This is a genomic window from Micromonospora sp. NBC_00858, assembly GCF_045207365.1.
Taxonomy (GTDB): Bacteria; Actinomycetota; Actinomycetes; order Mycobacteriales; family Micromonosporaceae; genus Micromonospora.
This window is the reverse complement of sequence record NZ_CP108828.1, coordinates 3,934,886-3,956,988: the sequence shown is the minus strand read 5'-3', so window position 1 is coordinate 3,956,988 and position 22,103 is coordinate 3,934,886. Positions and strand designations below refer to the sequence as shown.

Here is a 22,103-nt window from a genome sequence, read left to right as displayed (position 1 = left end):
GCGTGAACCTCACCGAGCTGGGCTACGTCGCGGGCTGGCGGGTGATCCGTGCGCTGCCCCGGCCGCTGGTGGCTGCGGCGTTTCAGGCGGGCGCGGACCGCGCCCACCGCCGCGCCGGCGGGGGTACGGCTCGACTGCGCGCGAACCTGCGCCGGGTGGTCGGCCCGGAGCTGCCCGAGGCCGAGCTGGACGAGTTGGTGAAGCGCGGGCTGCGCTCGTACGCCCGGTACTGGATGGAGGCGTTCCGGCTGCCCTCGATGAGCCGGGCGCAGATCCTGGCCAATTTCCGGCTCGACGGCGCCGAGCTGCTCGCCGCCGACGTGGCCGCCGGCCGGGGCGCGGTGGTGGCGCTGCCACACGCCGGCAACTGGGATGCCGCGGGCGCCTGGGTGGCGGCCACCGGTTGGCCGATCACCACGGTCATGGAGCGGCTCAAGCCGGAGGGCGTGTACGAGCGTTTCTATGCCTTCCGAGAGCGCCTGGGAATGGAGATCCTGCCGACCCACGGCGGGTCGCGTCCGGCGTTCGACGTGCTGCTGGACCGCGTACGTGCCGGTGCGGTGGTGCCGTTGCTGGCCGACCGGGACCTCTCCGCCCGAGGGGTGGAGGTGGACTTCTTCGGCGGGAAGACCCGGATGCCCGCCGGGCCGGCGTTGCTCGCGCTGCACACCGGTGCCCCGCTCTACGTGGCATCGATGTGGTACGAACCGGACAGGGCGTGCGCATCTCTCGCCGGCCCGCTGCCGGTACCCGGGCCGGAGGAGGGGCCGCTGGACGAGCGGGTCCGGTCGCTGACCCAGCTGATCGCCGACCGTCTGGCGGCGGGTATCGCCCGGCATCCGGAAGACTGGCACATGTTGCAGCGGATGTGGCTGGACCAGCGGGGGACGGGGGGCGGCACCGCGCTGCCCTCGCCGGCCGCCGGTCAGGCCTGAGGGGGTGGGCACGGTGAGCGCGAGGAGTGCACCGCAGCGGAGCCCCGCAGTCGCGAGCGAGGGGCGCTGACGTATGCGGATCGGCATCGTCTGCCCGTACTCCTTCGACGTCCCCGGCGGGGTGCAGAACCACGTGATGGACCTCGCCGAGGCGCTGATCACGCTCGGCCACCAGGTCAGCGTGCTCGCCCCGGCCGACGAGGACTCCCCGCTGCCGGAGTACGTGGTCTCCGCCGGCCGGGCCGTGCCGCTGCCGTACAACGGCTCGGTGGCCCGGATCGCGTTCGGCCCGGTCTCCACCGCCCGGGTCCGGCGTTGGATCACCAACGGCGACTTCGACGTGCTGCACGTGCACGAGCCGCTCACGCTGAGCCTGTCGCTGCTGGCGGTGCTCTCCGCCCGGGGCCCGGTGGTGGCCACCTTCCACACCGCGATGACCCGTTCGCGGGTGCTGGCCGCCGCGCAGGGGGTGCTGCAGATCGTGCTGGAGCGGATCACCGCCCGGATCGCGGTCAGCGCGCTTGCCCGCAAGGTGCAGGTCGAGCACATGGACGGCGGCGCCGTGGAGATCCCCAACGGGGTGGCGGTGGCCAAGTTCGCCGACGCCGAGCCGTTGCCCGGCTGGCCGGGGGAGTGCACCCCGGGCACCGGCGGCACGCTGGGTTTCCTGGGCCGGTTCACCGAGGCGCGCAAGGGCTTCCCGGTGCTGCGTGACGCGTTCGTGGAGCTGGCCGCCACCCGCCCCGAGCTGCGGCTGCTGGTCGCCGGCCCGGGCGACCCCGACGACCTGTATGACCGGTTTCCGGCCGAGTTGCGTGACCGGGTGACCTTCCTCGGCCTGGTGTCCGAGCCGGACAAGGCGCGGATGCTGCGCAGCGTGCACCTCTACGTGGCGCCGAACACCGGCGGCGAGTCGTTCGGCATGATCCTCACCGAGGCCCTGGCCGCCGGTACCACGGTGGTCGCCAGCGATCTGGACGCGTTCCGGCGGGTCCTCGACGGCGGCCGGGCCGGGCGGCTCTTCCCCACCGGCGACCCGGCGGGGTTGCGCGACGCGCTGGCCGATCTGCTCGACGATCCGGCCGGCCGGGCCGTGCTGAGCGCCTGCGGTGATCAGGTCGTGGCGAATTTCGACTGGCCGGTGGTTGCTCGCCGCGTTCTGGAGGTATACGCAGCGGCGATCGAGGCAACCGACGGGCGGGTCATCGACCAGGAATGGGTGGGGCTGGGCTGAGCCGGTGTGACGCATGGTGCGGGTGGTGACCGGGGTTTCCGGCCGCGACCGCGCCCGGACGGACGGAAACGGAGCAGCACTACGATGCCGCACATGTGGTGGGTGGTGGCCGCGAGCCTGGTCGTGGGGCTGGTCGCGGCGTACCTGATCTGGACCGCCGGGCGGGTCGAGCGGCTGCAGGGCCGCGCGGAGCTGGCGGCCCGGGCCCTCGACGCCCACCTGCTGCGCCGGGCGGCGGCTGCCGCCGTGTTAGCTGAGCGGCACTTCGGCGTCGAGCTGTACGCGGCGGCCCGGATCGCCCTGGACGCCCGCCCGGACGAGCGGGAGGCCGCCGAGAACGACCTGACCCGGCAGCTCCGCGCGGTGCAGCTCGATCCGGCCGATCCGGACTGCGGGGCGGTTATCGCCGCCAGTCGCCGGCTCGCGCTGTCCCGGCAGGTGCACACCGACCTGGTCCGTGACGCCCGGTCGGCGCGCAGCCGGCCGCTGGTGCGGTTGTTGCGGATGGGGCGGGGCCGGGAGTGGCCGCGCTACTTCGACATCGACGACCCGACCCTGGCCGTTCCCACGGACGTGCCGGCGAACTGATCGGGAGCTGCTCGGCGGGCCGGTGACGGTTGCCACTACGCAGGCCACCGGGGGTCTGATTGGCTGTCGGAACGGCGTTGACCTCCGCGTAGCATTTTTCCTGCCACCCCCAGAGCACGTCCCGAGGAGCGCTGACCCGTGTCCGAAACCACCGCGAACACCGGAACCACCCCCGTCGTCGGCACCGCCCGCGTCAAGCGGGGCATGGCCGAGATGCTCAAGGGTGGCGTGATCATGGATGTGGTCAACGCCGAGCAGGCCAAGATCGCTGAGGACGCCGGCGCCGTCGCGGTGATGGCCCTGGAGCGGGTGCCCGCCGACATCCGCGCGCAGGGCGGGGTGTCCCGGATGAGCGACCCGGACATGATCGACGGGATCATCGCGGCGGTCTCCATCCCGGTGATGGCCAAGGCCCGCATCGGCCACTTCGTGGAGGCGCAGATCCTCCAGTCGCTCGGCGTGGACTACGTCGACGAGTCCGAGGTCCTGACCCCGGCCGACTATGCCAACCACATCGACAAGTGGGCCTTCACGGTCCCCTTCGTCTGTGGTGCGACCAACCTGGGCGAGGCGCTGCGCCGGATCACCGAGGGCGCGGCCATGATTCGCTCCAAGGGCGAGGCGGGCACCGGTGACGTCTCCAATGCCACCACCCACATGCGCAAGATCCGCCAGGAGATCCGCCGGCTCTCCAACCTGCCGACCGACGAGCTGTACGTCGCGGCCAAGGAGCTTCAGGCCCCGTACGAGCTGGTCAAGGAGGTCGCCGAGAACGGCAAGCTGCCGGTGGTGCTGTTCACCGCCGGTGGGATCGCCACCCCGGCCGACGCCGCGATGATGATGCAGCTCGGCGCGGAGGGCGTTTTCGTCGGCTCCGGCATCTTCAAGGCCGGCAACCCGGCTCAGCGGGCCGCCGCGATCGTCAAGGCCACCACCTTCCACGACGACCCGGACGTGCTGGCCAAGGTCTCCCGCGGTCTCGGCGAGGCGATGGTCGGCATCAACGTGGACGAGATCCCGCAGCCGCACCGTCTGGCCGAGCGGGGCTGGTGAGCGCCCTGAGCGCCCCCACCATCGGTGTGCTCGCGCTCCAGGGGGACGTCCGCGAGCACGTGGCGGCACTGGCCGCGGCGGGCGCGGACGCCCGCCCGGTCCGCCGTCCAACCGAGCTGGACGCGGTCGACGGGCTGGTCATCCCCGGGGGCGAGTCCACCACCATGAGCAAGCTCGCCGACATCTTCGAGCTGCGCGAGCCGATCGACAAGCGGATCGCCGACGGTATGCCGGTCTACGGGTCCTGCGCCGGCATGATCATGCTGGCCACCGAGGTGCTCGACGGCCGGCCGGACCAGCGTGGCTTCGCCGGCATCGAGATGACCGTCCGACGGAACGCGTTCGGCCGGCAGGTCGACTCGTTCGAGGCGCCGGTGGAGATCGCCGGAGTCGAGGGCGAGCCGTTCCACGCGGTGTTCATCCGCGCCCCGTGGGTCGAGCGGGTCGGTGACGGCGTCGAAGTGATCGGGAAGGTGACCGGTGGCCCGGCCGCGGACCGGATCGTGGCGGTCCGGCAGGGCAACCTGCTGGCCACCTCGTTCCACCCGGAGCTGACCGGTGACCTGCGCGTGCACGCGTACTTCGTGGACATGATCCGCACCGTCTCCTGACGGCGTGACCCGTCACCTCAGCCGGCGACCGCGCGCAGCTGCCCCGGGCGGCGACCCGCCAACTGGTCGAGCGCGGTCGCCGTGGCGGCGTCGGCGGGCAACTGCACCACCAGTCGCTGCGGGTCGGCCTCGGTCAGCTCCAGCGTCTCGACGTTGAGGCGCAACAGCCCCGCCTCCGGATGGCGCACCGTCAGCAGGCCGGTACGCGCGGCGGTGACCGGCCGCCGCCGCCAGCGGTCGGTGAACGGCGCGCCCACCGTACGGGCCAGCCGCTCGGCGAAGGCGTCGCTGGCCGGGTCGCCCCGGCGCAGCAGGTGCAGCTCCGCGACCTGCTGGTCGGCCAGCGCCGACCACTGCGGGTAGTACGCACGGGCCCGCTCGTCGGTCAGCACCCACCAGATGAGGTTCGGTCGCGTCCCGTCCAGCAGACCGAGCGGGCGGGCCAGCAGGTCGAACAGCTCGTTCCAGGCCAGCACGTCGCCGAGCCGGTTGAGCACGTACGCCGGGGTGTCGCGCAGCGCGTCGAGCATCGCGCGGACCGTTGGCCGGACGGTGCGGGAAACCGTCGGCCGGTCGCCCGAGCACAGCTGTCGGGCGTGCTGGGCCGAGGCGAGCTGCCGCAGGTGTTCCCGGTCGGCGCTGTCCAGGCGTAGGGCGTCGGCGAGCGCGGCGAGGATCTCCGGCGACGGCCGGGTGTCGCGGCCCTGCTCCAGCCGGGTCAGGTAATCCACGCTGACCTGCGCCAGCGTTGCCAGTTCGGCCCGGCGCAGCCCGTATGTCGGCGGGGACCCTCGGCGAGGCCGACCTCGGCTGGCCGCCGCGCCTCGCGGCGACTGCGCAGGAACGCACCCAGCTCTCCGTCAATCACCGAACCAGTCTGGCAGCCGGCGCCGGTCGGAGGGTGGCCCTGGCAAGGCCATCCTCGCGGCGGTCTCCCCGCCCCGTCCCGTCGCCCGCAGGATCGTGGTCATCGGTGTTGCGGCGTGGATACCCCTGCCTTCAGGCGGGGGAGGAAACGCCGCTCTCTCAGGGATAGACTTACATGAACTACTGGTAGGAAGTGAGGCATGGGTGAGGTGGTGAAGCGGGCGTACAAGTACCGCTTCTATCCGACCCCGCAGCAGGTTGAGCAGTTGAATCGCACCTTCGGGTGCGTGCGAAAGGTGTACAACCTGGCCTTGGATGCGCGCACCCGTGCGTGGGCGGTTGACCGGCGGCGCAGCACCTATGTGCAGTCGTCGGCGTGGTTGACCGAGTGGAAGCGCACCGAGGAGTTGGTGTTCCTTAACGAGGTCAGTTCCGTGCCGTTGCAGCAGGCGCTGCGGCATCTGCAAGCCGGGTTCGCCGGGTTTTGGGGTAAGCGGTCGCGGTATCCGCGTTTCAAGTCCAAGCGTAAGTCTCGGGCGTCGGCGGAGTACACCCGCTCGGCGTTCCGCTGGCGTGACGGGCAGCTCACCCTGGCCAAGATGGACGCGCCGCTGACCATCGTGTGGTCCCGGGCCCTGCCCGACGGCGCCGAGCCGTCCACGGTCACGGTGTCCCGCGACCCGGCCGGTCGCTGGTTCGTGTCCCTGCTGGTCGAGGATCCCACCGTGACGCCGCTCCCGCCGGTCGACACGGCGGTAGGGGTGGACGCGGGCATCACCAGTCTGCTCACCCTGTCCACCGGGGAGAAGGTCACCAACCCGCGTCATGAGCGCGCTGACCGGCGCAAGCTGGCCAAGGCGCAACGGAACCTGTCCCGTAAGGTCAAGGGCTCCGCCAACCGGGCCAAAGCCCGTCTGGCGGTGGCCCGGATTCATGCCCGTATCGCCGATCGGCGGCGGGATCACCTGCACAAGTTGTCGACTCGACTCGTCCGCGAGAATCAAACGGTCGTGATCGAAGATCTCAGTGTGCGTAACATGCTGCGCAACCACAGTCTGGCCCGCGCCATCTCCGACGCGGCGTGGACACACCTGCGCGGCATGATCGAGTACAAGGCCGCCTGGTATGGGCGGACTGTGATCGCCGTTGACCGCTGGTATCCGAGCACGAAGACCTGTTCGGCGTGCGGGCGGATCAACACGGCCATGACTCTCGGCGTTCGTGTCTGGACGTGTCCCGGCTGTGATGCCGTGCATGACCGGGACGTCAACGCCGCGAAGAACATTCTCGCCGCCGGGCTGGCGGAGAGGTAAAACGCCTGTGGAGGGACGGTAAGACCCGACCCGCGAAAGCGGCGAAGGCGCGGCCCGGTGAAACAGGAAACCCCTCGGGCGACCGAGGGAATCCCCGCCCTTCAGGGCGGTGGAGGATGTCAAGAGAGACGCACAGAGCACAGGACCGCTGCGGGTCGGTCTGATCGTGGGCAGCACCCGGCCCGGCCGACGCGGCGCGGCGGTCGCCCGTTGGGTCATGGAGGTGGCTGAGCGGCACGAGGCGGTACGCGCCGGGGACGCCGTCTTCACGCTGGTCGACCTCGCGGAGCAGGCGTTGCCACTGCTCGACGAGCCGGTGCCGGCGCTGTTCGGCGACTACCGGCGCCCGCACACTCGGCGTTGGGCGGCTGTGGTGGACGGCTGCGACGCCTTCGTCTTCGTCACCCCGGACTACAACCGCTCGATACCGGCCGCGCTCAAGAACGGCATCGACTACCTGTACGCGGAGTGGACCGGCAAGGTGGCCGGAGTGCTGAGCTACGGCGTGCAGGGCGGCAATCGGGCCGCCGACCACCTGCGGGCGATCCTCACCGAGGTGCGGACCGTGGTGGTGCCGACGGGTGTGGCACTGTCGATCTTCACCGACTTCGACTTCACCGGGGCCGACCCTGGTGACCGGACCGCCGGCCGTTTCGCGCCGGGCGACGGCCGGGAGGCGGAGCTGTCGACGATGCTCGCCGAGGTCGTGACCTGGTCCCGGGCGCTGCGCCCGGCAGACCGGGCGCTGCTGGGGTCGTCGTAGCCGTCCGGGACTTTCGTCCCGTCTGCTCCGATTGGAGCGGACGGGGCGGAGCCGCCACGCGCGGTGCATGACAGCGACCCCGGGGACGTCGGTAGGATTGCCGAGATTCGGCAGCGCCATCTGCCCGCCACGGCTTCCACCAGAGCTGACCGGCACCTCCGCGTGCGCCGGCGGAAGCGGGGCGTGCGCGGTGCCCTCGATGCAGACGGCGGGTAGCAACGGAGGTAACAGATGTCCGGCCACTCAAAGTGGGCGACGACCAAGCACAAGAAGGCCGTCATCGACGCCAAGCGCGGCAAGATGTTCGCCAAGCTGATCAAGAACGTCGAGGTGGCCGCGCGGACCGGCGGTGGCGACCCGTCCGGCAACCCGACGCTCTACGACGCCATCCAGAAGGCGAAGAAGAGCTCGGTGCCGAACGACAACATCGACCGCGCGGTCAAGCGCGGCTCCGGCCTGGAGGCCGGCGGCGCCGACTGGCAGACCATCATGTACGAGGGCTACGGCCCGAACGGCGTGGCGATGCTGATCGAGTGCCTCACGGACAACCGCAACCGGGCGGCGACCGAGGTGCGCACCGCGCTGACCCGCAACGGCGGCTCGCTCGCCGACGCCGGCTCGGTGTCGTACATGTTCTCCCGCAAGGGCGTGGTGATCGTCCCCAAGGAGAGCACGAGCGAGGACGACGTGATGATGGCCGTCCTCGACGCCGGCGCCGAGGAGGTCAACGACCTCGGTGAGGCGTACGAGGTGGTCTCCGAGCCGACCGACCTGATCGCGGTCCGCACCGCGCTTCAGGACGCTGGCATCGAGTACGAGTCGGCGGAGTCCTCCCTCATCCCCAGCATGAACATTCCGCTGGACGAGGAGGGCGCGCGCAAGATCTTCAAGCTGATCGACGTCCTGGAGGACTGCGACGACGTGCAGAACGTCTACGCGAACTTCGACGTCAGCGACGACGTGATGGCCGCGGTGGACGCCTGACCGTGCGGTTCGCGCCGGGCGAGGTGGTCGTCCGGCGCGAGGTTCTGCTCGGCGAGGTCTGGTTCGGCTGCCCGACGATCTGCGTCGAGGACTCGCCCGACCTGCTCGCCCTCTACCTCCCACCGGGTGCCGAGTTCGGCTTCCCGGAGTCCGGCACCTTCCCGTGCGGGCGGCACCCCTGGCAGACCGCCGGGCACCGCGCCTGGCAGGGGCACGGCAAGCTGATGCTGCAACGCCCCGGCGAGGCGCACTCGGTGGACGTCTTCTGGACGGGCCCGGAGCGCGACTTCGCCGGCTGGTACTTCAACCTCCAGGATCCGCTGCGGCGTACCCCGATCGGGGTGGACACCCTGGACCACGAGCTGGACCTGTGGTGGGGCGCGGACGCCGACCGGTACGTCTGGAAGGACGTGGAGATGTTCGCGCAGCGCCTCGTCGAGGGGCGCTACCCGGGGATGGCGGAAGCCATCCGCGGCGAGGGCGACCGGATAGCCGCGCTGCTCGACGCCGGCCAGCGCTGGTGGGACCCGGCGTGGGCGTCCTGGCGGCCCGACCCGTCCTGGCCGGTGCCCCGGTTGCCCGCCGGCTGGGACCGGGTGCCGCCCGCCCGTTGAGCGCGAACGGGCGCCGGTGTCCGATCAGGACACCGACGCCCGCCCGGGCCGGTCACCGGTCAGCCGATGGTCTCCCGCTCGCGCCAGGCGGCGCGCAGGGAGGTCCGGCCGTTGGTCCGCAGTAGCGACCCCTCGTAGATGCGGGCCCCGGCGACCACGAAGGCGCAGGCGCCGACCAGCAGGATGGCCAGCGAGACGATCGGCTCCCAGCCGGCCGCGTCCCCGGTGAAGAGCCGCAGCGGCATCGCCGTCGGCGACGAGATCGGCAGGTACGACAGCACCTTCATGGCGGCGGGGTTGTCGTTGAAGAAGATCACCGCGAAGAACGGCAGCATGACGGCGAGCTGCACCGGCGTCGACACACCGGCGATGTCCTCCTGCCGGTTGACCAGTGCTCCGGCCGCCGCCCACATCGCGGCCAGCAGCACGAAGCCGAGCAGGAAGAACGGCACGAACCAGCCGATCGCCGGGGCCAGCAGGGTGAGTAGGTCGCCGCTGTCCCCGATCTGCATGCCGACGACGGCGACAAGGGCGATCAGCGCGATCTGCCCGAGCGCCAGGATGCCGCCGGCGATCACCTTGCCGGCCAGCAACGCCCGTACCGGTATGGCCGCGACCAGGATCTCCACGATCCGGGTCTGCTTCTCCTCGGTGACGCTCTGCGCGATCTGCAGGCCGAAGGTCTGCGAGGTGAGGAAGAAGACGAACGCGAAGACGAACGGCACCAGGAACGCCACCACCGGGTCGACCGCGTCCGGGTCCAGCAGCCGTAGCGGCGGAGCGCTGCTCAACGCCTGCACCACGTCGTCGGGGGCCTCGTCCATGGCGAGCACCGCCGGGCCGGAGACCACCGCGGCGTCCACGTCGCCGTCGCGGACGGCCTGTTCGGCGGCGCCGTCGTCGGGCACCACGCGGACGTCGAGGCCGGCCGCCCGCAGCGGGCCGGCGGCGTCCTGGGTGACCGCGACACTCGCCGGCCCGCCGGAGAGCAACGGCGGCAGGATCGTGCCGGCCGCGGCGATCAGCAGGAAGAAGAGCGTGCCGAACAGGAAGGTACGGTCGCGCAGCTTGACCCGGATCTCGCGGGCGGCGACCAGCCGGGTGGCCTGGTAGGTGTTCACTGGGTGACCTCTCGGAAGATCTCGGTGAGCGAGGGGGTGACCGGGCGGAAGGCGCGCACCGGGCCCCGGGCAAGGGCCGCCCGCAGCACGGCCTGCTCGTCGGCGCCCGGCGCGAGGTCGAAGACCGCGCGGGCGCCGTCCAGGTCCACCAGCGTCACGTCGGGCTGGTCGCGCAGCCAGCCCGCGTCGGTGTCGACCACCAGCTCGAACCGGGGCACCGTGTACGTCGCGCGCAGTTGCTCCCGGCTGCCGGCGGCCCGGATCGTGCCGTCCGCGATGATCACCAGGTCGTCGCAGAGTCGCTCGACCACGTCGAGCTGGTGACTGGAGAAGAGCACCGGCACGCCCGCCTTGGCCCGCTCCCGCAGCACCGTCACGACCGTGTCGACGGCCAGCGGGTCCAGGCCGGAGAACGGCTCGTCGAGCACCAGCACCTCGGGGTCGTGCACCAGCGCGGCGGCGATCTGGGCGCGCTGCTGGTTGCCCAGTGACAGCGTCTCCAGGAGGTCGTCGCCGCGTTCGTCGAGCCCGACCCGTTCCAGCAGCGTGTCGGTGCTGCGCCGGGCCGCGACCGCGCTCAGCCCGTGCAGGCGGCCGAGGTAGGTCACCTGTTCCCGGACGCTCATCTTCGGATAGAGGCCGCGTTCCTCCGGCATGTAGCCGAACCGCTGCCGGTCCTCCCGGGTCAGTTGGGCACCCTGCCAGGTGACCTCGCCGGCGTCCGGGGCGAGCACGCCCAGGACGATCCGCATGGTGGTGGTCTTGCCGGCGCCGTTGGCGCCCACGAAGCCGGTCATCCGGCCGGCGGCCACCTCGAAGGAGACGTTCTTGAGTACCTGCCGGTCGCCGAAGCTGCGGTCGACGCCGTCGAGGCGGAGCGTTCTGGTCACGCACCCACGGTAGAGAGAACACGTCGGTCCGCCGTCCGCCCGGCGGTTGAGCCGGCGGGTCCACCTCGCGGCGGATGCCGGTCAGCCGCCGGGGCGGACCACCCCGTTCTCGTACGCGAAGACCACCGCCTGCACCCGGTCGCGTAGGCCGAGCTTGGCCAGTACCCGGCTCACGTGTGTCTTCACCGTCGCCTCGCCCAGGTGCATGGTCGTGGCGATCTCCGCGTTGCTGGATCCGGCGGCGAGCAGCACCAGCACCTCCCGTTCGCGCGAAGCTCGCGTAGTGCGGCCTCGGCGGCCGGCCCCTGGTGGGCGGTGCCCGTCGGGTCGCCGGGGCGGGCGAAGGTGGAGATCACCCGACGGGTGATCTCCGGGGCGAGTAGACCGTCGCCCCTGGCCAGTACCCGGATCGCCTCGATCAGCTCCTCCGGGGTGCCGTTCTTCAGCAGGAAGCCACTGGCCCCGGCCCGCAGCGCGGCGAACAGGTAGTCGTCGCGGTCGAAGGTGGTGAGGATCAGCACCGCTGGTGCGTCGGGCCCGTCCCCGGTGATCCGCCGGGTGGCCTCCAGCCCGTCCATCCCGGGCATCTCCACGTCCATCAGCACCACGTCCGGTTGGGTGGCCCGGGTCATGGTGACGGCGCGCGCGCCGTCCGCCGCCTCGCCAACCACCTCGATGTCGTCCTCCACCTCGAGGATGACCCGGAAGCCGGTGCGGACGAGGTGCTGGTCGTCGGCGAGCAGCACCCGGATCGGGTCGTCCGCGCCGGGCAGCGTGGCGTCGGCCGGCGGGGCGGTCACGCCGACCACCCCGCGCCGGCCGCGGCGGTTTCGCCCAGCCTCGACGTCTCGGCGGGCAGCGGTAGTCGGGCGCGGACCCGCCAGCCGCCGCCGGGGCGCGGGCCGGCTTCCAGGACGCCGTCCTGGGCGGCTACCCGCTCCCGCATGCCGATGAGGCCGAGCCCGTCCGCGTGGAGCGCAGTGCCGGTCCGTCCGTCGTCGCTCACGTCCAACTCCACCTCTCGTGCCAGGTAGCGGATCCGCACGTCGAGCAGACTGGCCCCGGCGTGCTTCAGCGTGTTGGTCACCGCCTCCTGCACCACCCGGTACGCCGTCTGGGAGACCGAGGCGGGTAGCGGGACCGGTTCGCCGTACACCCCGACGGTGGCCGTGAGCCCGGCGGCGCGGGCCCGCTCGACCAGCTCGTCGATCCGGTCGACCGTCCCGGTCGACGGCGGCGGTGCCGCGGCGTCGCCGTCGGGGGCGCGCAGCACGCCGAGCATCCGGCGCAGCTCGTCGACGGCGGTGCGGGCGCTCTGCTCGATGGCGCTCAGCGCCGTCCGGGCCTTGCCCGGGTCGCGGTCCCACACCCGGCGGCACGCGGACGCCTGCACCCCCATCACCGACACGTGGTGTGCGACCACGTCGTGCAGCTCCCGGGCGATGCGCACCCGTTCGCCGAGCACCGCCCGTTCACGGGCCTCGGCCTGCGACCGGCGCAGCTCCTCGGCCTGGGCGCGCAGCTCGTGCTCGCGCCGCGCGGCCACCCAGGAGGTCTCACCGAAGAAGTACGCGAAGCCGAAGTACAACACGTTGATCAGGACGCCGCTCACCATCGCGGCGAGCACCGGTGGCACCGGCCCGACCGCGTCGGAAAAGGCACCGGGCGGGATGTGGCCGATGCTCACCGCGTAGTAGATACCCATCCAGGCGAACATGGCGGCGATCACGCCGATCCGCAGCTGGCGGGCGAGCCGGCGGTCCCGTCCCCAGGCGCCGACGGTGTAGATGGCACAGAACAGGGCCCACGAGGAGAGCTGGGTTTCCGGAGCCGACCGTGCCTGCGCGGCGATGAACGCCACCGAGACGACCAGCAGGGTGGCGGCCGGCCAGCGCCGCCGCCAGACCAGCGGCAGGGTGACCGCGACGGTCCAGAGCACCTGCTCCGGCCCGGACGGCGGCGGGCCCAGCAGGAACGCCCCGGTGCTGCGCGCCAGGGTGAGGCTCACCAGTGCCAGCAGGGTCACCGCCAGCCCGATCCAGAGATCGATCCGGCGCTGCTCCGGTGTCGGAGCCGGGCGACGCCATTCGTCACGCTGTGCCACGGTCATCCGGGAACGATGCCACGCCGGCCACGCCAACCGCCACGGCCGCTCGCCGGTCCGTACGACGGTGGCCTGGTCCGGTGGACGGGCGGCGGCCCGGCGCGGGGTCCGCGCCGGGCCGCCTGGTCGGCTGCTGCTCACGCCCGCGCCGACTGGCGGCGGCTCTTGGTGGCGGTGTCGATCAGGTCCCAGACCAGCACCACGGCCGCGCCCACCGCGATGGCAGCTCCGAGGGTGTTCCGGTTGTCCCCTTCCGCCAGCCAGCTCAGCCGATCGCCCAGGGCCGGGTTGAGCAGCCGGTCGGAGAGCGCCAACCACACCACCGGCACCGTGAAAGCCAGGTTGAGCAGGGCCTTCACCCCGAACAGGGTCCAGGTCCAGCGCCCGATCCGGTACTTGACGATCTCGAACACCATGGTGGCCAACAGCACCGCGATCAGCGCCGGCAACCAGAACGACCACAGCGCCGGGTCGAGGATCGGGATGTTGCCACCGTCGGTCTCGTGCACCCAGGACTGGTAGTGCTGGAAGGGCAGGTAGCCGATGGTCAGCGCCAGCATGGCCACCGAGGCGATGGTGTCGGCGAGAGAGATGTCCCGGTGCGCGGGGACGTCGGGCAGCTGGTCGACGGTCCAATCGGGCAGGCCGGAGACGGGTTGGAAGCGCTCGATGAGGGCGAAGGTCAGGGTGAGCCAGAAGGCGATCTGCACGGCCACCTCGATGGCGGTGCCGATGCCGGAGCCGATGGCCCCGAAGCCCTTGCCGTCCGCCACGTCGATGACCGCGACCACCGTGCCGACGATCGCCGGGACGAGGCTGAGCAGCACCTTCAGCAGCCGCAGCCAGACGAGGTAGTAGGTCGGGCCGATGAGCTGCAGCCGTCGGTCGGTGTACCGGGCGGCCAGCAGGTCCGGGTTGCCCAGCTCGGTGAGCACCTCCCGCTCGGCGGTGGTGGTGTCCTGGCCGCCGCCGGTCCGGTCCTCGATCATGTCCTCGATCGAGGCGCGCAGCTCGGTGGCGATCTCGTCCCGGCGCTGGGTGGGCACCGAGCGCAGGGTGGCGGCGAGATAGCGGTCGGTCAGGGTGTTCATCGGTCTACTCCTTGGATCAGCCCGGTGATAGAGGTCTGTACGGCGGCGAGGTCGTCGAGGAGCCGGCTCAGCATCGACTCGCCCTCGTCGCTGGTCCGGTAGAACTTGCGCGGCCGGCTTTCCTCGGTGTTCCACTCGCTGGTCAGCAGGCCCTGGTCCTCCAGGCGGCGCAGCAGCGGGTAGAGCGTGTTGGCGTCCACCGGGAAGCCGTGGTCGGTGAGCCGTTGCAGCAGTGCGTAGCCGTAGTCCGGTCGGCGCAGCGCGACCAGGCTGGCTACCACGACGGTGCCTCGACGCAACTCCTGTAGGTGCGTCCTCAGAACGTCCTCGCTAACCATGTGTCACACCATACTGTGTGACACACAGTGTTGTCTAGACCGATAACATCGTGTCCGCTCGGGTCCGGCGAATGTGGCTGGCGGTCCGGCCCTGGATGTGAAGCTGTCCCCATGGCGGAGAGCCGGTGACGAAGGAGCCACGTCTGCCGTTGACCCGCATCCCGAGCGGCTCGCAGCGGGCGGATCTGCTGGAGCTGTTCTTCGACCTCGCCGTCGTCGCCGGCCTGGCGTTGACGTCGGCGAAAATGGCCGCCGACCAGACCTGGACCGGCATCAGCCAGGGCCTACTCGTCCTGTCGACGCTCTGGGCGGTATGGGTGACCACCACGTTGATCACCGACACCTACAGTCCGCGGAAGCGACCGATCCCGTACCTGATCCTGGGTGTCATGTTCGGCCTCATGCTGATGTCGGCCGCGCTGCCGGCCGCGTTCGGCGACCACGGGCTGATCTTCGGCGGGACCTGGGCCGCGATCAACCTGGGCCGCGGGCTGACGCTCATCCGGTCCCTGCGCGGCCGGTCGGAGCAGGAGCGGTCCGTGCGCGCCCTGGTCTGGAGCCTCGGCTCGGGGATCCTCTGGGTGGTCGGCGGCCTGGTGTCCGACCCCGGGTGGCGGCTGGTCGTGTGGCTGGCGGCGCTGGCCGTCGACTACATCGCGTTCGGGTTCCGCTTCCCGATCCCCGGCCGGCCACCCCTGCCGCAGTACCAGGTGGCGCCCGAGCACCTCGCCGAGCGGTACCAGCAGATCTACATCCTCACCCTGGGCGAACTCATCCTGGTGAGCGTCCTCAGCCTGAGCCACCAGCCGTTCACCGCGGGCCGGATCGGCGCCTTCGGCACGGCGTTCCTGACGGCCGTGGTGCTGTGGTGGAGTTACGCACGAGGAGCGGGCGCGACGCTCCGCGCCGCCATCGAGTCGTCACCTCACCGAGGCCGGCTCGTGCAGACCAATCCGTACGCCCACTGGTTGATGGTGGCCGGGGTGGTTGGCACGGCCGCGGGCGTCGAACGCGTCATCGCGTGGCCGGGGGAGCAGCCGGGCACCCCCATGACCGCGCTCATCCTGGGCGGTGCCGGGCTCTTCCTCTGCGGCCGGGCGGTGTTGGAGCACGAGGTCTACCAGCGTGTGCCGCTGTCCCACGTCGTCGGTCTCGTCGCGGCGATCGCCCTCGGGCCGCTCGCGGTGCGCCTGCCCGGTCTGGCGGTGAGCGTCGCCGCCGGCCTCGTGCTGCTGCACGTCGCCGTCGGCGAACTCCTGAGAGCCCAGCGGCATCCGGCCCAGGCGCCGGCGACGACCTGAGCGCCGCTACTCGAAGCGCGACGGGTCGCCCGCACCCTGGCGCAGGATCTCCGGCTCGGGGCCGGACAGGTCGACCACCGTCGTCGGGTCCTTGCCGCAGTCGCCGGCGTCGAGCACCGCGTCGAGAAGGTGGTCGAGCCGTTCCTTGATCTCCCATCCCTGGGTCATCGGCTCCTCCTCGCCGGGCAGGGCCAGGGTGCTCGACACCAGCGGCTCGCCCAACTCGGCCAGCAGCGCCTGGGTGACGGTGTGCCGGGGTACACGGACACCGACCGTGCGCTTGCGGGGGTGCAACATCCGGCGCGGGACCTCGCGGGTGGCCGGCAGGATGAAGGTGTAACTGCCCGGGGTGGAGGCCTTCACGAGGCGGAAGACCGAGTTGCTGATCTGGACGAACTGGCCGAGCTGCGCGAAGTCGCTGCAGACCAGGGTGAAGTGGTGCCGATCGTCGAGGTGGCGGATCTCGCGGATCCGGTCCAGCCCTTCGCGGTTGCCCAGTTGGGTGCCGAGCGCGTAGCAGGAGTCGGTCGGGTATGCGACCAGCCCGCCGTCGCGGATCAGGTCGGCCACCTGGCGGATGACCCGGGGTTGCGGGTTCTCCGGGTGCACGTCGTAGTACCTCGCCATCCCCCGAGACTAGGCGCTGCGAGGAGACGCGGGCCACCCTCGGCGCGGACGGTGGAGCCGCCGAGATCACCTCGGTAGGGTAGGTCCCGGTCGGTTCCGACCATCAAGATCCACACCGCCGGGGGGCGCCACGCATGGCCGATTCGTTCGCGCATCTGCACGTGCACACCGAGTACTCGATGCTCGACGGAGCGGCCCGGCTCAAGGACCTGTTCACCGAGGCCAACCGGCTCGGCATGTCGGCGGTGGCGATCACCGACCACGGCAACATGCACGGCGCGAACGACTTCTACAACCAGGCGATGGCCGCCGGGATCACCCCGATCCTGGGCGTCGAGGCGTACGTGGCGCCGGAGTCGCGCTACCACAAGGCGCGGGTCAAGTGGGGCCGGCCGGAGCAGAAGAGCGATGACATCTCCGGTAACGGCGCGATCACCCACAAGACCATGTGGGCGAAGAACGCGCAGGGCCTGAAGAACCTCTTCACCCTCAACTCGCGCGCGTCCATGGAGGGGCACTACGTCAAGTGGCCCCGGATGGACATGGAGCTGATCGCCGAGCACGCCGAGGGCATCATGGCCACCACCGGCTGCCCCTCCGGTGCGGTGCAGACCCGGCTGCGGCTGGGTCAGTTCGACGAGGCGCTCAAGGTCGCCGCGAGCTACCAGGACATCTTCGGCAAGGACAACTACTTCCTGGAGATCATGGACCACGGCCTCTCCATCGAGAGCCGGGTCCGCGAGGGTCTCACCGAGATCGCCCGCAAGCTCGACATCCCGCCGGTGGTCACCAACGACTCGCACTACACCCACGAGGCGCAGGCCACGGCGCACGACGTGCTGCTCTGCGTGCAGACCGGCAGCAACATCGACGACCCGAACAGGTTCCGGTTCGAGGGCGGCGGCTACTTCATCAAGAGCGCCGAGCAGATGCGCGGGGTCGACTCCTCGGAGCTGTGGCAGCAGGGCTGCCGCAACACCCTGCTGGTCGCCGAGAAGGTCGACCCGACCGGGATGTTCGAGTTCCACAACCTGATGCCGCGCTTCCCGGTCCCGGAGGGGGAGACCGAGGAGTCCTGGTTCCGCAAGGAGACCTTCGCCGGCCTGGCCCGCCGCTACCCGGGCGGCATCCCGGAGGGGCACGTCGTCCAGGCCGAGTACGAGCTGGGCGTCATCAACCAGATGGGCTTCCCGTCGTACTTCCTCGTGGTCGCCGACTTCATCCAGTGGGCGAAGAACCAGGGCATCGCGGTGGGGCCGGGCCGTGGTTCGGCCGCCGGCTCCCTCGTCGCGTACGCGCTGGGCATCACCGACCTCGACCCGATCCTGCACGGCCTGATCTTCGAGCGGTTCCTCAACCCCGAGCGGGTCTCGATGCCGGATGTCGACATCGACTTCGACGAGCGTCGGCGCGGCGAGGTGATCAAGTACGTCACCGACAAGTGGGGCGAGGACAAGGTCGCCCAGATCGCCACCTTCGGCACGATCAAGGCGAAGGCCGCGATCAAGGACTCGGCCCGGGTGCTCGGGTTCCCGTACGCGGTCGGCGACCGGATCACCAAGGCGATGCCGCCGGCCGTGATGGGCAAGGACATCCCGCTCACCGGCATCTTCGACCCGAAGCACGCCCGCTACGCCGAGGCCGGCGAGATCCGCGGCCTGTACGAGTCCGACCCGGACGTGCGCAAGGTGATCGACACCGCGAAGGGCATCGAGGGGCTGATCCGGCAGACCGGTGTGCACGCGGCCGGTGTCATCATGTCCGCCGAGCCGATCATCGAGCACATCCCGTTGACGCGCCGCGACGCCGACGGGGCGATCATCACGCAGTTCGACTACCCGACCTGCGAGTCGCTCGGGCTGTTGAAGATGGACTTCCTCGGCCTGCGAAACCTGACGATCATCGATGACGCGGTCAAGAACATCAAGCTCAACCACGGTAAGCAGCTCGACCTGCTGGCCCTGCCGTTGGACGACAAGGCCGCCTACGAGCTGCTGGCCCGCGGTGACACCCTCGGCGTGTTCCAGCTCGACGGTGGGCCGATGCGCTCGCTGCTGCGGTTGATGAAGCCGGACAACTTCGAGGACATCTCCGCCGTCCTGGCGCTGTACCGGCCGGGCCCGATGGGCGTCGACTCGCACACCAACTACGCGCTGCGCAAGAACGGCCTCCAGGAGATCACGCCGATCCACCCGGAGCTGGAGGAGCCGCTGCGGGAGATCCTGTCGCCCACCCACGGCCTGATCGTCTACCAGGAGCAGGTGCAGCGCGCGGCGCAGATCCTCGCCGGCTACACCCTCGGTCAGGCCGACCTGCTGCGCCGGGCGATGGGTAAGAAGAAGAAGGAGATCCTCGACAAGGAGTTCATCCCGTTCCGGGACGGCTGCCGCGAGCGCGGCTACTCCGACGAGGCGATCCAGGCGGTCTGGGACGTCCTGGTGCCGTTCGCCGGGTACGCCTTCAACAAGGCGCACTCCGCCGCGTACGGGCTGGTCTCCTACTGGACCGCGTACCTGAAGGCGCACTACCCGGCCGAGTACATGGCGGGGCTGCTGACCAGCGTCGGCGACGACAAGGACAAGATGGCGCTCTATCTGTCCGAGTGTCGCCGGATGCGCATCCAGGTGCTGCCACCGGACGTGAACACCTCGGCCGGGCCGTTCACCCCGGTCGGCAAGGACATCCGCTTCGGCCTGGCCGCCGTGCGCAACGTCGGCGCGAACGTGGTCGCGTCGATCATGCGCTGCCGGGAGGAGAAGGGCGACTACGCCGACTTCTACGACTTCCTGTCCAAGGTGGACGCGGTGGTCTGCAACAAGAAGACGATCGAATCGCTGATCAAAGCGGGCGCCTTCGACTCGCTGGAGCACCCCCGCAAGGGCCTGCTCGCGGTGCACGCCGACGCCATCGACGCGTACGCCGACGTCAAGCGCAAGGAGGCGGTCGGCCAGTACGACCTCTTCGGCGCCGGCTTCGGCGATGCCGACACCGGCAGCACGACGGTGATGCCCACCATCGGCGACAGCGAGTGGGACAAGCGGGACAAGCTGGCCTTCGAGCGCGAGATGCTCGGCCTGTACGTCTCCGACCACCCGCTGTTCGGCCTGGAGCACATCCTCGGCGCGGCGGCCGACACCACCATCGCCTCCCTCGCAGAGGACGGCGCGGTGCCCGACGGGGCGGTGGTCACCCTCGCCGGCATCCTGTCCGGGGTGCAGCGCCGGGTCACCAAGCAGGGCCGGGCCTGGGCCTCGGCCACGCTGGAGGACCTGGCCGGCGGGGTGGAGACGCTGTTCTTCCCCAACACGTACGAGGTGATCGGGCAGTACATCGCCGAAGACGCCATCGTCGTGGTCAAGGGACGGGTGGACCGCCGCGACGACACCCCGCGGATCATGGCAATGGACATGTCCATGCCGGACGTCAGCACCAGCGCCACCAACAAGCCGGTCACCCTCACCATCCCGGTGCACCGCTGCACGCCACCGCTGGTGGAGAAGCTCAAGGAGACCCTGGTGCTGCACCCCGGCGACACCGAGGTGCACATCAAGCTGCTCAACGGCGGGCGCACCACCACCCTGCGGCTGGGTCCGTTCCGGGTGGCGGCCACCACCGCGCTGATGGGGGACCTGAAGAGCGTCCTCGGCCCGGCCAACGTGAGCTGACCGGGCCGAGGACGCCGCCAGGCTCAGCCCCGGTCGAGGGCCGCGATCTCCCGCAGCTGGCCGTCGGCCAGCCGCAGCCAGCGCTGCACGCCGATTTCGGCGAGGAACCGTTCGTCGTGGCTGACCACCACGAACGCGCCCTGGTACGCCGTCAGCGCGCTCTCCAGTTGCGCGACGCTGACCAGGTCCAGGTTGTTGGTCGGCTCGTCGAGCAGCAGCAGTTGCGGTGCCGGCTCGGCGCAGAGCACGCAGGCGAGGGTGGCGCGTAGCCGCTCGCCGCCGGAGAGCACCCCGACCGGCAGGTTCACCCGGGCGCCCCGGAACAGGAACCGGGCGAGCAGGTTCATCCGCTTCGCGTCCGGCAGGCTCGGCGCGTACGCGGCGAAGTTCTCCGCCACCGTGCGGTCGAGGTCCAGCAGGTCCAGCCGCTGCGACAGGTACGCGATCCGGCCGTCGGCCCGCCGGATCTCGCCGTCCGCCGGTTCAAGGTCGCCGTCGAGCAGGCGCAGCAGCGTCGACTTGCCGGCGCCGTTGGGGCCGGTGAGCGCGATCCGCTCCGGCCCCCGGATCACCAGGTCGGCGCCGTCGCCGGCGAACAGCTCCCGGTCGTCGAAGCGGACCCGCATGCCGAGCCCGGAGAAGACCGTGCGGCCGGCCGGGACGGTGGTGTCCGGCAGGTCCACGACGATCCGGTCCTCCTCGCGCAGCGCCCGGCCGGCCTCGTCGAGCCGCGCCTGGGCCTGGCCGACCCGGTTGGAGTGCGTTTCCTGGGACCGCCCGGCGGATTCCTGCGCGCCGCGCTTCATGGTCCCGGCGAAGATCTTCGGCAGGCCGGCGTTCTTCAGGTTGCGGCTGGCGTTGCTGGCTCGCCGGTCGGCACGCTCGCGGGCCTGCTGCATCTCCCGCTTCTCCCGCTTGACCTCCTGCTCCGCGTTGCGGATGTTGCTCTCGGCCACCTCCCGTGCCGCCCGCACCGCCTCGGTGTACGCGGTGAAGTTGCCGCCGTACCAGCGGATCTCGCCACGGTCCAGCTCGGCGATGCGATCCATCCGGTCCAGCAGTTCCCGGTCGTGGCTGACCAGCAGCAGGCAGCCGGTCCATTCCGACAGCACGTCGTAGAGCTTGTGCCGGGCCTCCAGGTCCAGGTTGTTGGTGGGCTCGTCGAGCAGCAGCACGTCGGGGCGCCGGAGCAGTTGTGCGGCCAGGCCGAGGGAGACCACCTGGCCGCCGCTGAGGGTGTGCAGACGTCGGTCGAGCGACAGCTCACCCAGGCCGAGCCGGTCCAGCTCGGCGCGGGTGCGCTCCTCGATGTCCCAGTCGTCGCCGATCGTGGCGAAGTGCTCCTCGCTGGCGTCGCCGGCCTCGATGGCGTGCAGCGCCGCGATCCGCTCGGCGACGCCCAGCACCTCGGCCACGGTCAGATCGCCGGCCAGGGGCAGGGTCTGCGGGAGGTAGCCGAGCACACCGTCGACGGTGACGCTGCCGCTGCTGGGGCGCAGCTCTCCGGCGATCAACCGCAGCAGCGTGCTCTTGCCGGCGCCGTTGGGCGCGACCAGGCCGGTGCGGCCGCCGGGGACGGTGAAGGACAGCTCCGAGAAGACCGGAGTGTCGTCCGGCCAGGAGAAGGACAGGTTCGAGCAGACGATGAACGCATCGGACATGCGAGTGACCTCAAAGGGTGGGGTGGGCGCGCCGGAGCTGCCCGAGACGAAACGGGGACCGGTGGAACGACGGCATGGCCACGGCGGCTGCGCTGACGCGCGCCGAACGGTGGCCTGAGACATCCGGTATCACCCGGAGATGTCGTCGTCACCCGCCATGTCTGGTCTCCCTCGTCAACCGTTGACACCCAACTCCGCCGAGTCTAGCAACGGACCTTCCCCCCGCCACGGCAATAGGGCGGCCCGCTTCGATCTTGTGGCGAGCGGTCAAGCTATGGCGGCTCGTCGACCGCCGCCCTGGGCAACAGACCCGGCTCCGCTGGGACATCGTGTATAGGTAAGG

The 22,103-nt window shown here is 70.9% G+C and carries 19 protein-coding genes and 1 pseudogene; 11 read left to right on the top strand and 9 right to left on the bottom strand.

Annotated features, from left to right (window positions below; genetic code table 11):
* The first annotated feature begins 2 nt into the window (after positions 1–2).
* From OG990_RS18435 to pdxT, 5 genes are all read left to right on the top strand, one after another.
* Positions 3–935, top strand: coding sequence for a phosphatidylinositol mannoside acyltransferase (locus tag OG990_RS18435; protein ID WP_406081811.1), 933 nt, complete (start codon positions 3–5; stop codon positions 933–935).
* Positions 936–1,008: 73 nt separating this feature from the next.
* Positions 1,009–2,169, top strand: a complete 1,161-nt coding sequence (locus OG990_RS18430) for a glycosyltransferase family 4 protein (protein WP_328425934.1) — start codon at positions 1,009–1,011, stop codon at positions 2,167–2,169.
* Between the two features lie 84 nt (positions 2,170–2,253).
* Positions 2,254–2,757 carry a hypothetical protein gene (locus tag OG990_RS18425; RefSeq protein WP_406076379.1) on the top strand — a complete coding sequence of 168 codons (504 nt, stop codon included), beginning with the start codon at positions 2,254–2,256 and terminating at the stop codon, positions 2,755–2,757.
* Between the two features lie 138 nt (positions 2,758–2,895).
* The gene (pdxS, locus tag OG990_RS18420; protein WP_406076378.1) at positions 2,896–3,810 is read left to right on the top strand and encodes a pyridoxal 5'-phosphate synthase lyase subunit PdxS; all 915 of its coding nucleotides are present in this window, start codon (positions 2,896–2,898) and stop codon (positions 3,808–3,810) included.
* 5 nt (positions 3,811–3,815) lie between these two features.
* A complete protein-coding gene (gene pdxT, locus OG990_RS18415) occupies positions 3,816–4,421 on the top strand; it encodes a pyridoxal 5'-phosphate synthase glutaminase subunit PdxT (protein WP_406081810.1) in 606 nt (201 codons plus the stop codon).
* 17 nt (positions 4,422–4,438) lie between these two features.
* Here pdxT and OG990_RS18410 read toward each other — a convergent pair whose 3' ends face one another.
* Complete coding sequence (locus OG990_RS18410; protein WP_406081809.1) at positions 4,439–5,167, bottom strand: helix-turn-helix domain-containing protein; 729 nt, start codon at positions 5,165–5,167, stop codon at positions 4,439–4,441.
* 321 nt (positions 5,168–5,488) lie between these two features.
* Between OG990_RS18410 and OG990_RS18405 the strand changes: the two genes are divergently transcribed.
* The 4 genes from OG990_RS18405 (at position 5,489) to OG990_RS18390 (ending at position 8,962) form a co-directional block, all read left to right on the top strand.
* The gene (locus tag OG990_RS18405; protein WP_406076376.1) at positions 5,489–6,601 is read left to right on the top strand and encodes an RNA-guided endonuclease InsQ/TnpB family protein; all 1,113 of its coding nucleotides are present in this window, start codon (positions 5,489–5,491) and stop codon (positions 6,599–6,601) included.
* A 109-nt stretch (positions 6,602–6,710) separates the two neighbouring features.
* Positions 6,711–7,364: an NADPH-dependent FMN reductase gene (locus tag OG990_RS18400; RefSeq protein ID WP_406076374.1), complete on the top strand. Its 654-nt coding sequence runs from the start codon at positions 6,711–6,713 to the stop codon at positions 7,362–7,364.
* Positions 7,365–7,595: 231 nt separating this feature from the next.
* Positions 7,596–8,348 (top strand): YebC/PmpR family DNA-binding transcriptional regulator, encoded by a 753-nt coding sequence (locus OG990_RS18395; protein ID WP_121654488.1) that lies wholly within the window; start codon positions 7,596–7,598, stop codon positions 8,346–8,348.
* A gap of 2 nt (positions 8,349–8,350) precedes the next feature.
* Positions 8,351–8,962 (top strand): DUF402 domain-containing protein, encoded by a 612-nt coding sequence (locus OG990_RS18390; protein ID WP_406076372.1) that lies wholly within the window; start codon positions 8,351–8,353, stop codon positions 8,960–8,962.
* 59 nt (positions 8,963–9,021) lie between these two features.
* Here OG990_RS18390 and OG990_RS18385 read toward each other — a convergent pair whose 3' ends face one another.
* The 6 genes and pseudogenes from OG990_RS18385 to OG990_RS18360 form a co-directional block, all read right to left on the bottom strand.
* Complete coding sequence (locus OG990_RS18385; RefSeq protein WP_406076370.1) at positions 9,022–10,083, bottom strand: ABC transporter permease; 1,062 nt, start codon at positions 10,081–10,083, stop codon at positions 9,022–9,024.
* On the bottom strand, positions 10,080–10,973 hold the full coding sequence (locus tag OG990_RS18380; RefSeq protein WP_406076368.1) for an ABC transporter ATP-binding protein: 894 nt from the start codon (positions 10,971–10,973) through the stop codon (positions 10,080–10,082). The genes OG990_RS18385 and OG990_RS18380 overlap by 4 nt, the downstream gene beginning before the upstream one ends.
* A gap of 81 nt (positions 10,974–11,054) precedes the next feature.
* Positions 11,055–11,746: pseudogene (locus OG990_RS18375) on the bottom strand (response regulator).
* A 23-nt stretch (positions 11,747–11,769) separates the two neighbouring features.
* Positions 11,770–13,083 carry a sensor histidine kinase gene (locus tag OG990_RS18370; protein ID WP_355605626.1) on the bottom strand — a complete coding sequence of 438 codons (1,314 nt, stop codon included), beginning with the start codon at positions 13,081–13,083 and terminating at the stop codon, positions 11,770–11,772.
* A gap of 131 nt (positions 13,084–13,214) precedes the next feature.
* Complete coding sequence (locus OG990_RS18365; protein WP_406076366.1) at positions 13,215–14,168, bottom strand: permease prefix domain 1-containing protein; 954 nt, start codon at positions 14,166–14,168, stop codon at positions 13,215–13,217.
* Positions 14,165–14,506 (bottom strand): PadR family transcriptional regulator, encoded by a 342-nt coding sequence (locus OG990_RS18360; RefSeq protein WP_110564981.1) that lies wholly within the window; start codon positions 14,504–14,506, stop codon positions 14,165–14,167. Before OG990_RS18360 ends, OG990_RS18365 begins: the two co-directional genes overlap by 4 nt.
* A gap of 125 nt (positions 14,507–14,631) precedes the next feature.
* Between OG990_RS18360 and OG990_RS18355 the strand changes: the two genes are divergently transcribed.
* Complete coding sequence (locus OG990_RS18355) at positions 14,632–15,807, top strand: low temperature requirement protein A (RefSeq protein WP_406076364.1); 1,176 nt, start codon at positions 14,632–14,634, stop codon at positions 15,805–15,807.
* Positions 15,808–15,813: 6 nt separating this feature from the next.
* Here OG990_RS18355 and OG990_RS18350 read toward each other — a convergent pair whose 3' ends face one another.
* Positions 15,814–16,434 (bottom strand): L-threonylcarbamoyladenylate synthase, encoded by a 621-nt coding sequence (locus tag OG990_RS18350; protein ID WP_328425962.1) that lies wholly within the window; start codon positions 16,432–16,434, stop codon positions 15,814–15,816.
* Between the two features lie 134 nt (positions 16,435–16,568).
* On the opposite strand from OG990_RS18350, the gene dnaE reads away from it, so the two are divergent.
* Positions 16,569–20,099 (top strand): DNA polymerase III subunit alpha, encoded by a 3,531-nt coding sequence (dnaE, locus tag OG990_RS18345; protein ID WP_386991825.1) that lies wholly within the window; start codon positions 16,569–16,571, stop codon positions 20,097–20,099.
* A gap of 23 nt (positions 20,100–20,122) precedes the next feature.
* Here dnaE and abc-f read toward each other — a convergent pair whose 3' ends face one another.
* A complete protein-coding gene (gene abc-f / locus OG990_RS18340; RefSeq protein ID WP_406076361.1) occupies positions 20,123–21,760 on the bottom strand; it encodes a ribosomal protection-like ABC-F family protein in 1,638 nt (545 codons plus the stop codon).
* Positions 21,761–22,103 lie beyond the last annotated feature (343 nt).

Excerpts from the sequence above, each read along its gene's own strand:
- OG990_RS18430 (WP_328425934.1), top strand. The coding sequence starts at position 1,009 with ATGCGGATCGGCATCGTCTGCCCGTACTCCTTCGACGTCCCCGGCGGG.
- OG990_RS18425 (WP_406076379.1), top strand. The coding sequence starts at position 2,254 with ATGCCGCACATGTGGTGGGTGGTGGCCGCGAGCCTGGTCGTGGGGCTG.
- OG990_RS18405 (WP_406076376.1), top strand. The coding sequence starts at position 5,489 with ATGGGTGAGGTGGTGAAGCGGGCGTACAAGTACCGCTTCTATCCGACC.
- OG990_RS18395 (WP_121654488.1), top strand. The coding sequence starts at position 7,596 with ATGTCCGGCCACTCAAAGTGGGCGACGACCAAGCACAAGAAGGCCGTC.
- OG990_RS18370 (WP_355605626.1), bottom strand. The coding sequence starts at position 13,083 with ATGACCGTGGCACAGCGTGACGAATGGCGTCGCCCGGCTCCGACACCG.
- OG990_RS18365 (WP_406076366.1), bottom strand. The coding sequence starts at position 14,168 with ATGAACACCCTGACCGACCGCTATCTCGCCGCCACCCTGCGCTCGGTG.
- OG990_RS18360 (WP_110564981.1), bottom strand. The coding sequence starts at position 14,506 with ATGGTTAGCGAGGACGTTCTGAGGACGCACCTACAGGAGTTGCGTCGA.
- OG990_RS18350 (WP_328425962.1), bottom strand. The coding sequence starts at position 16,434 with ATGGCGAGGTACTACGACGTGCACCCGGAGAACCCGCAACCCCGGGTC.
- dnaE (WP_386991825.1), top strand. The coding sequence starts at position 16,569 with ATGGCCGATTCGTTCGCGCATCTGCACGTGCACACCGAGTACTCGATG.
- abc-f (WP_406076361.1), bottom strand. The coding sequence starts at position 21,760 with ATGTCCGATGCGTTCATCGTCTGCTCGAACCTGTCCTTCTCCTGGCCG.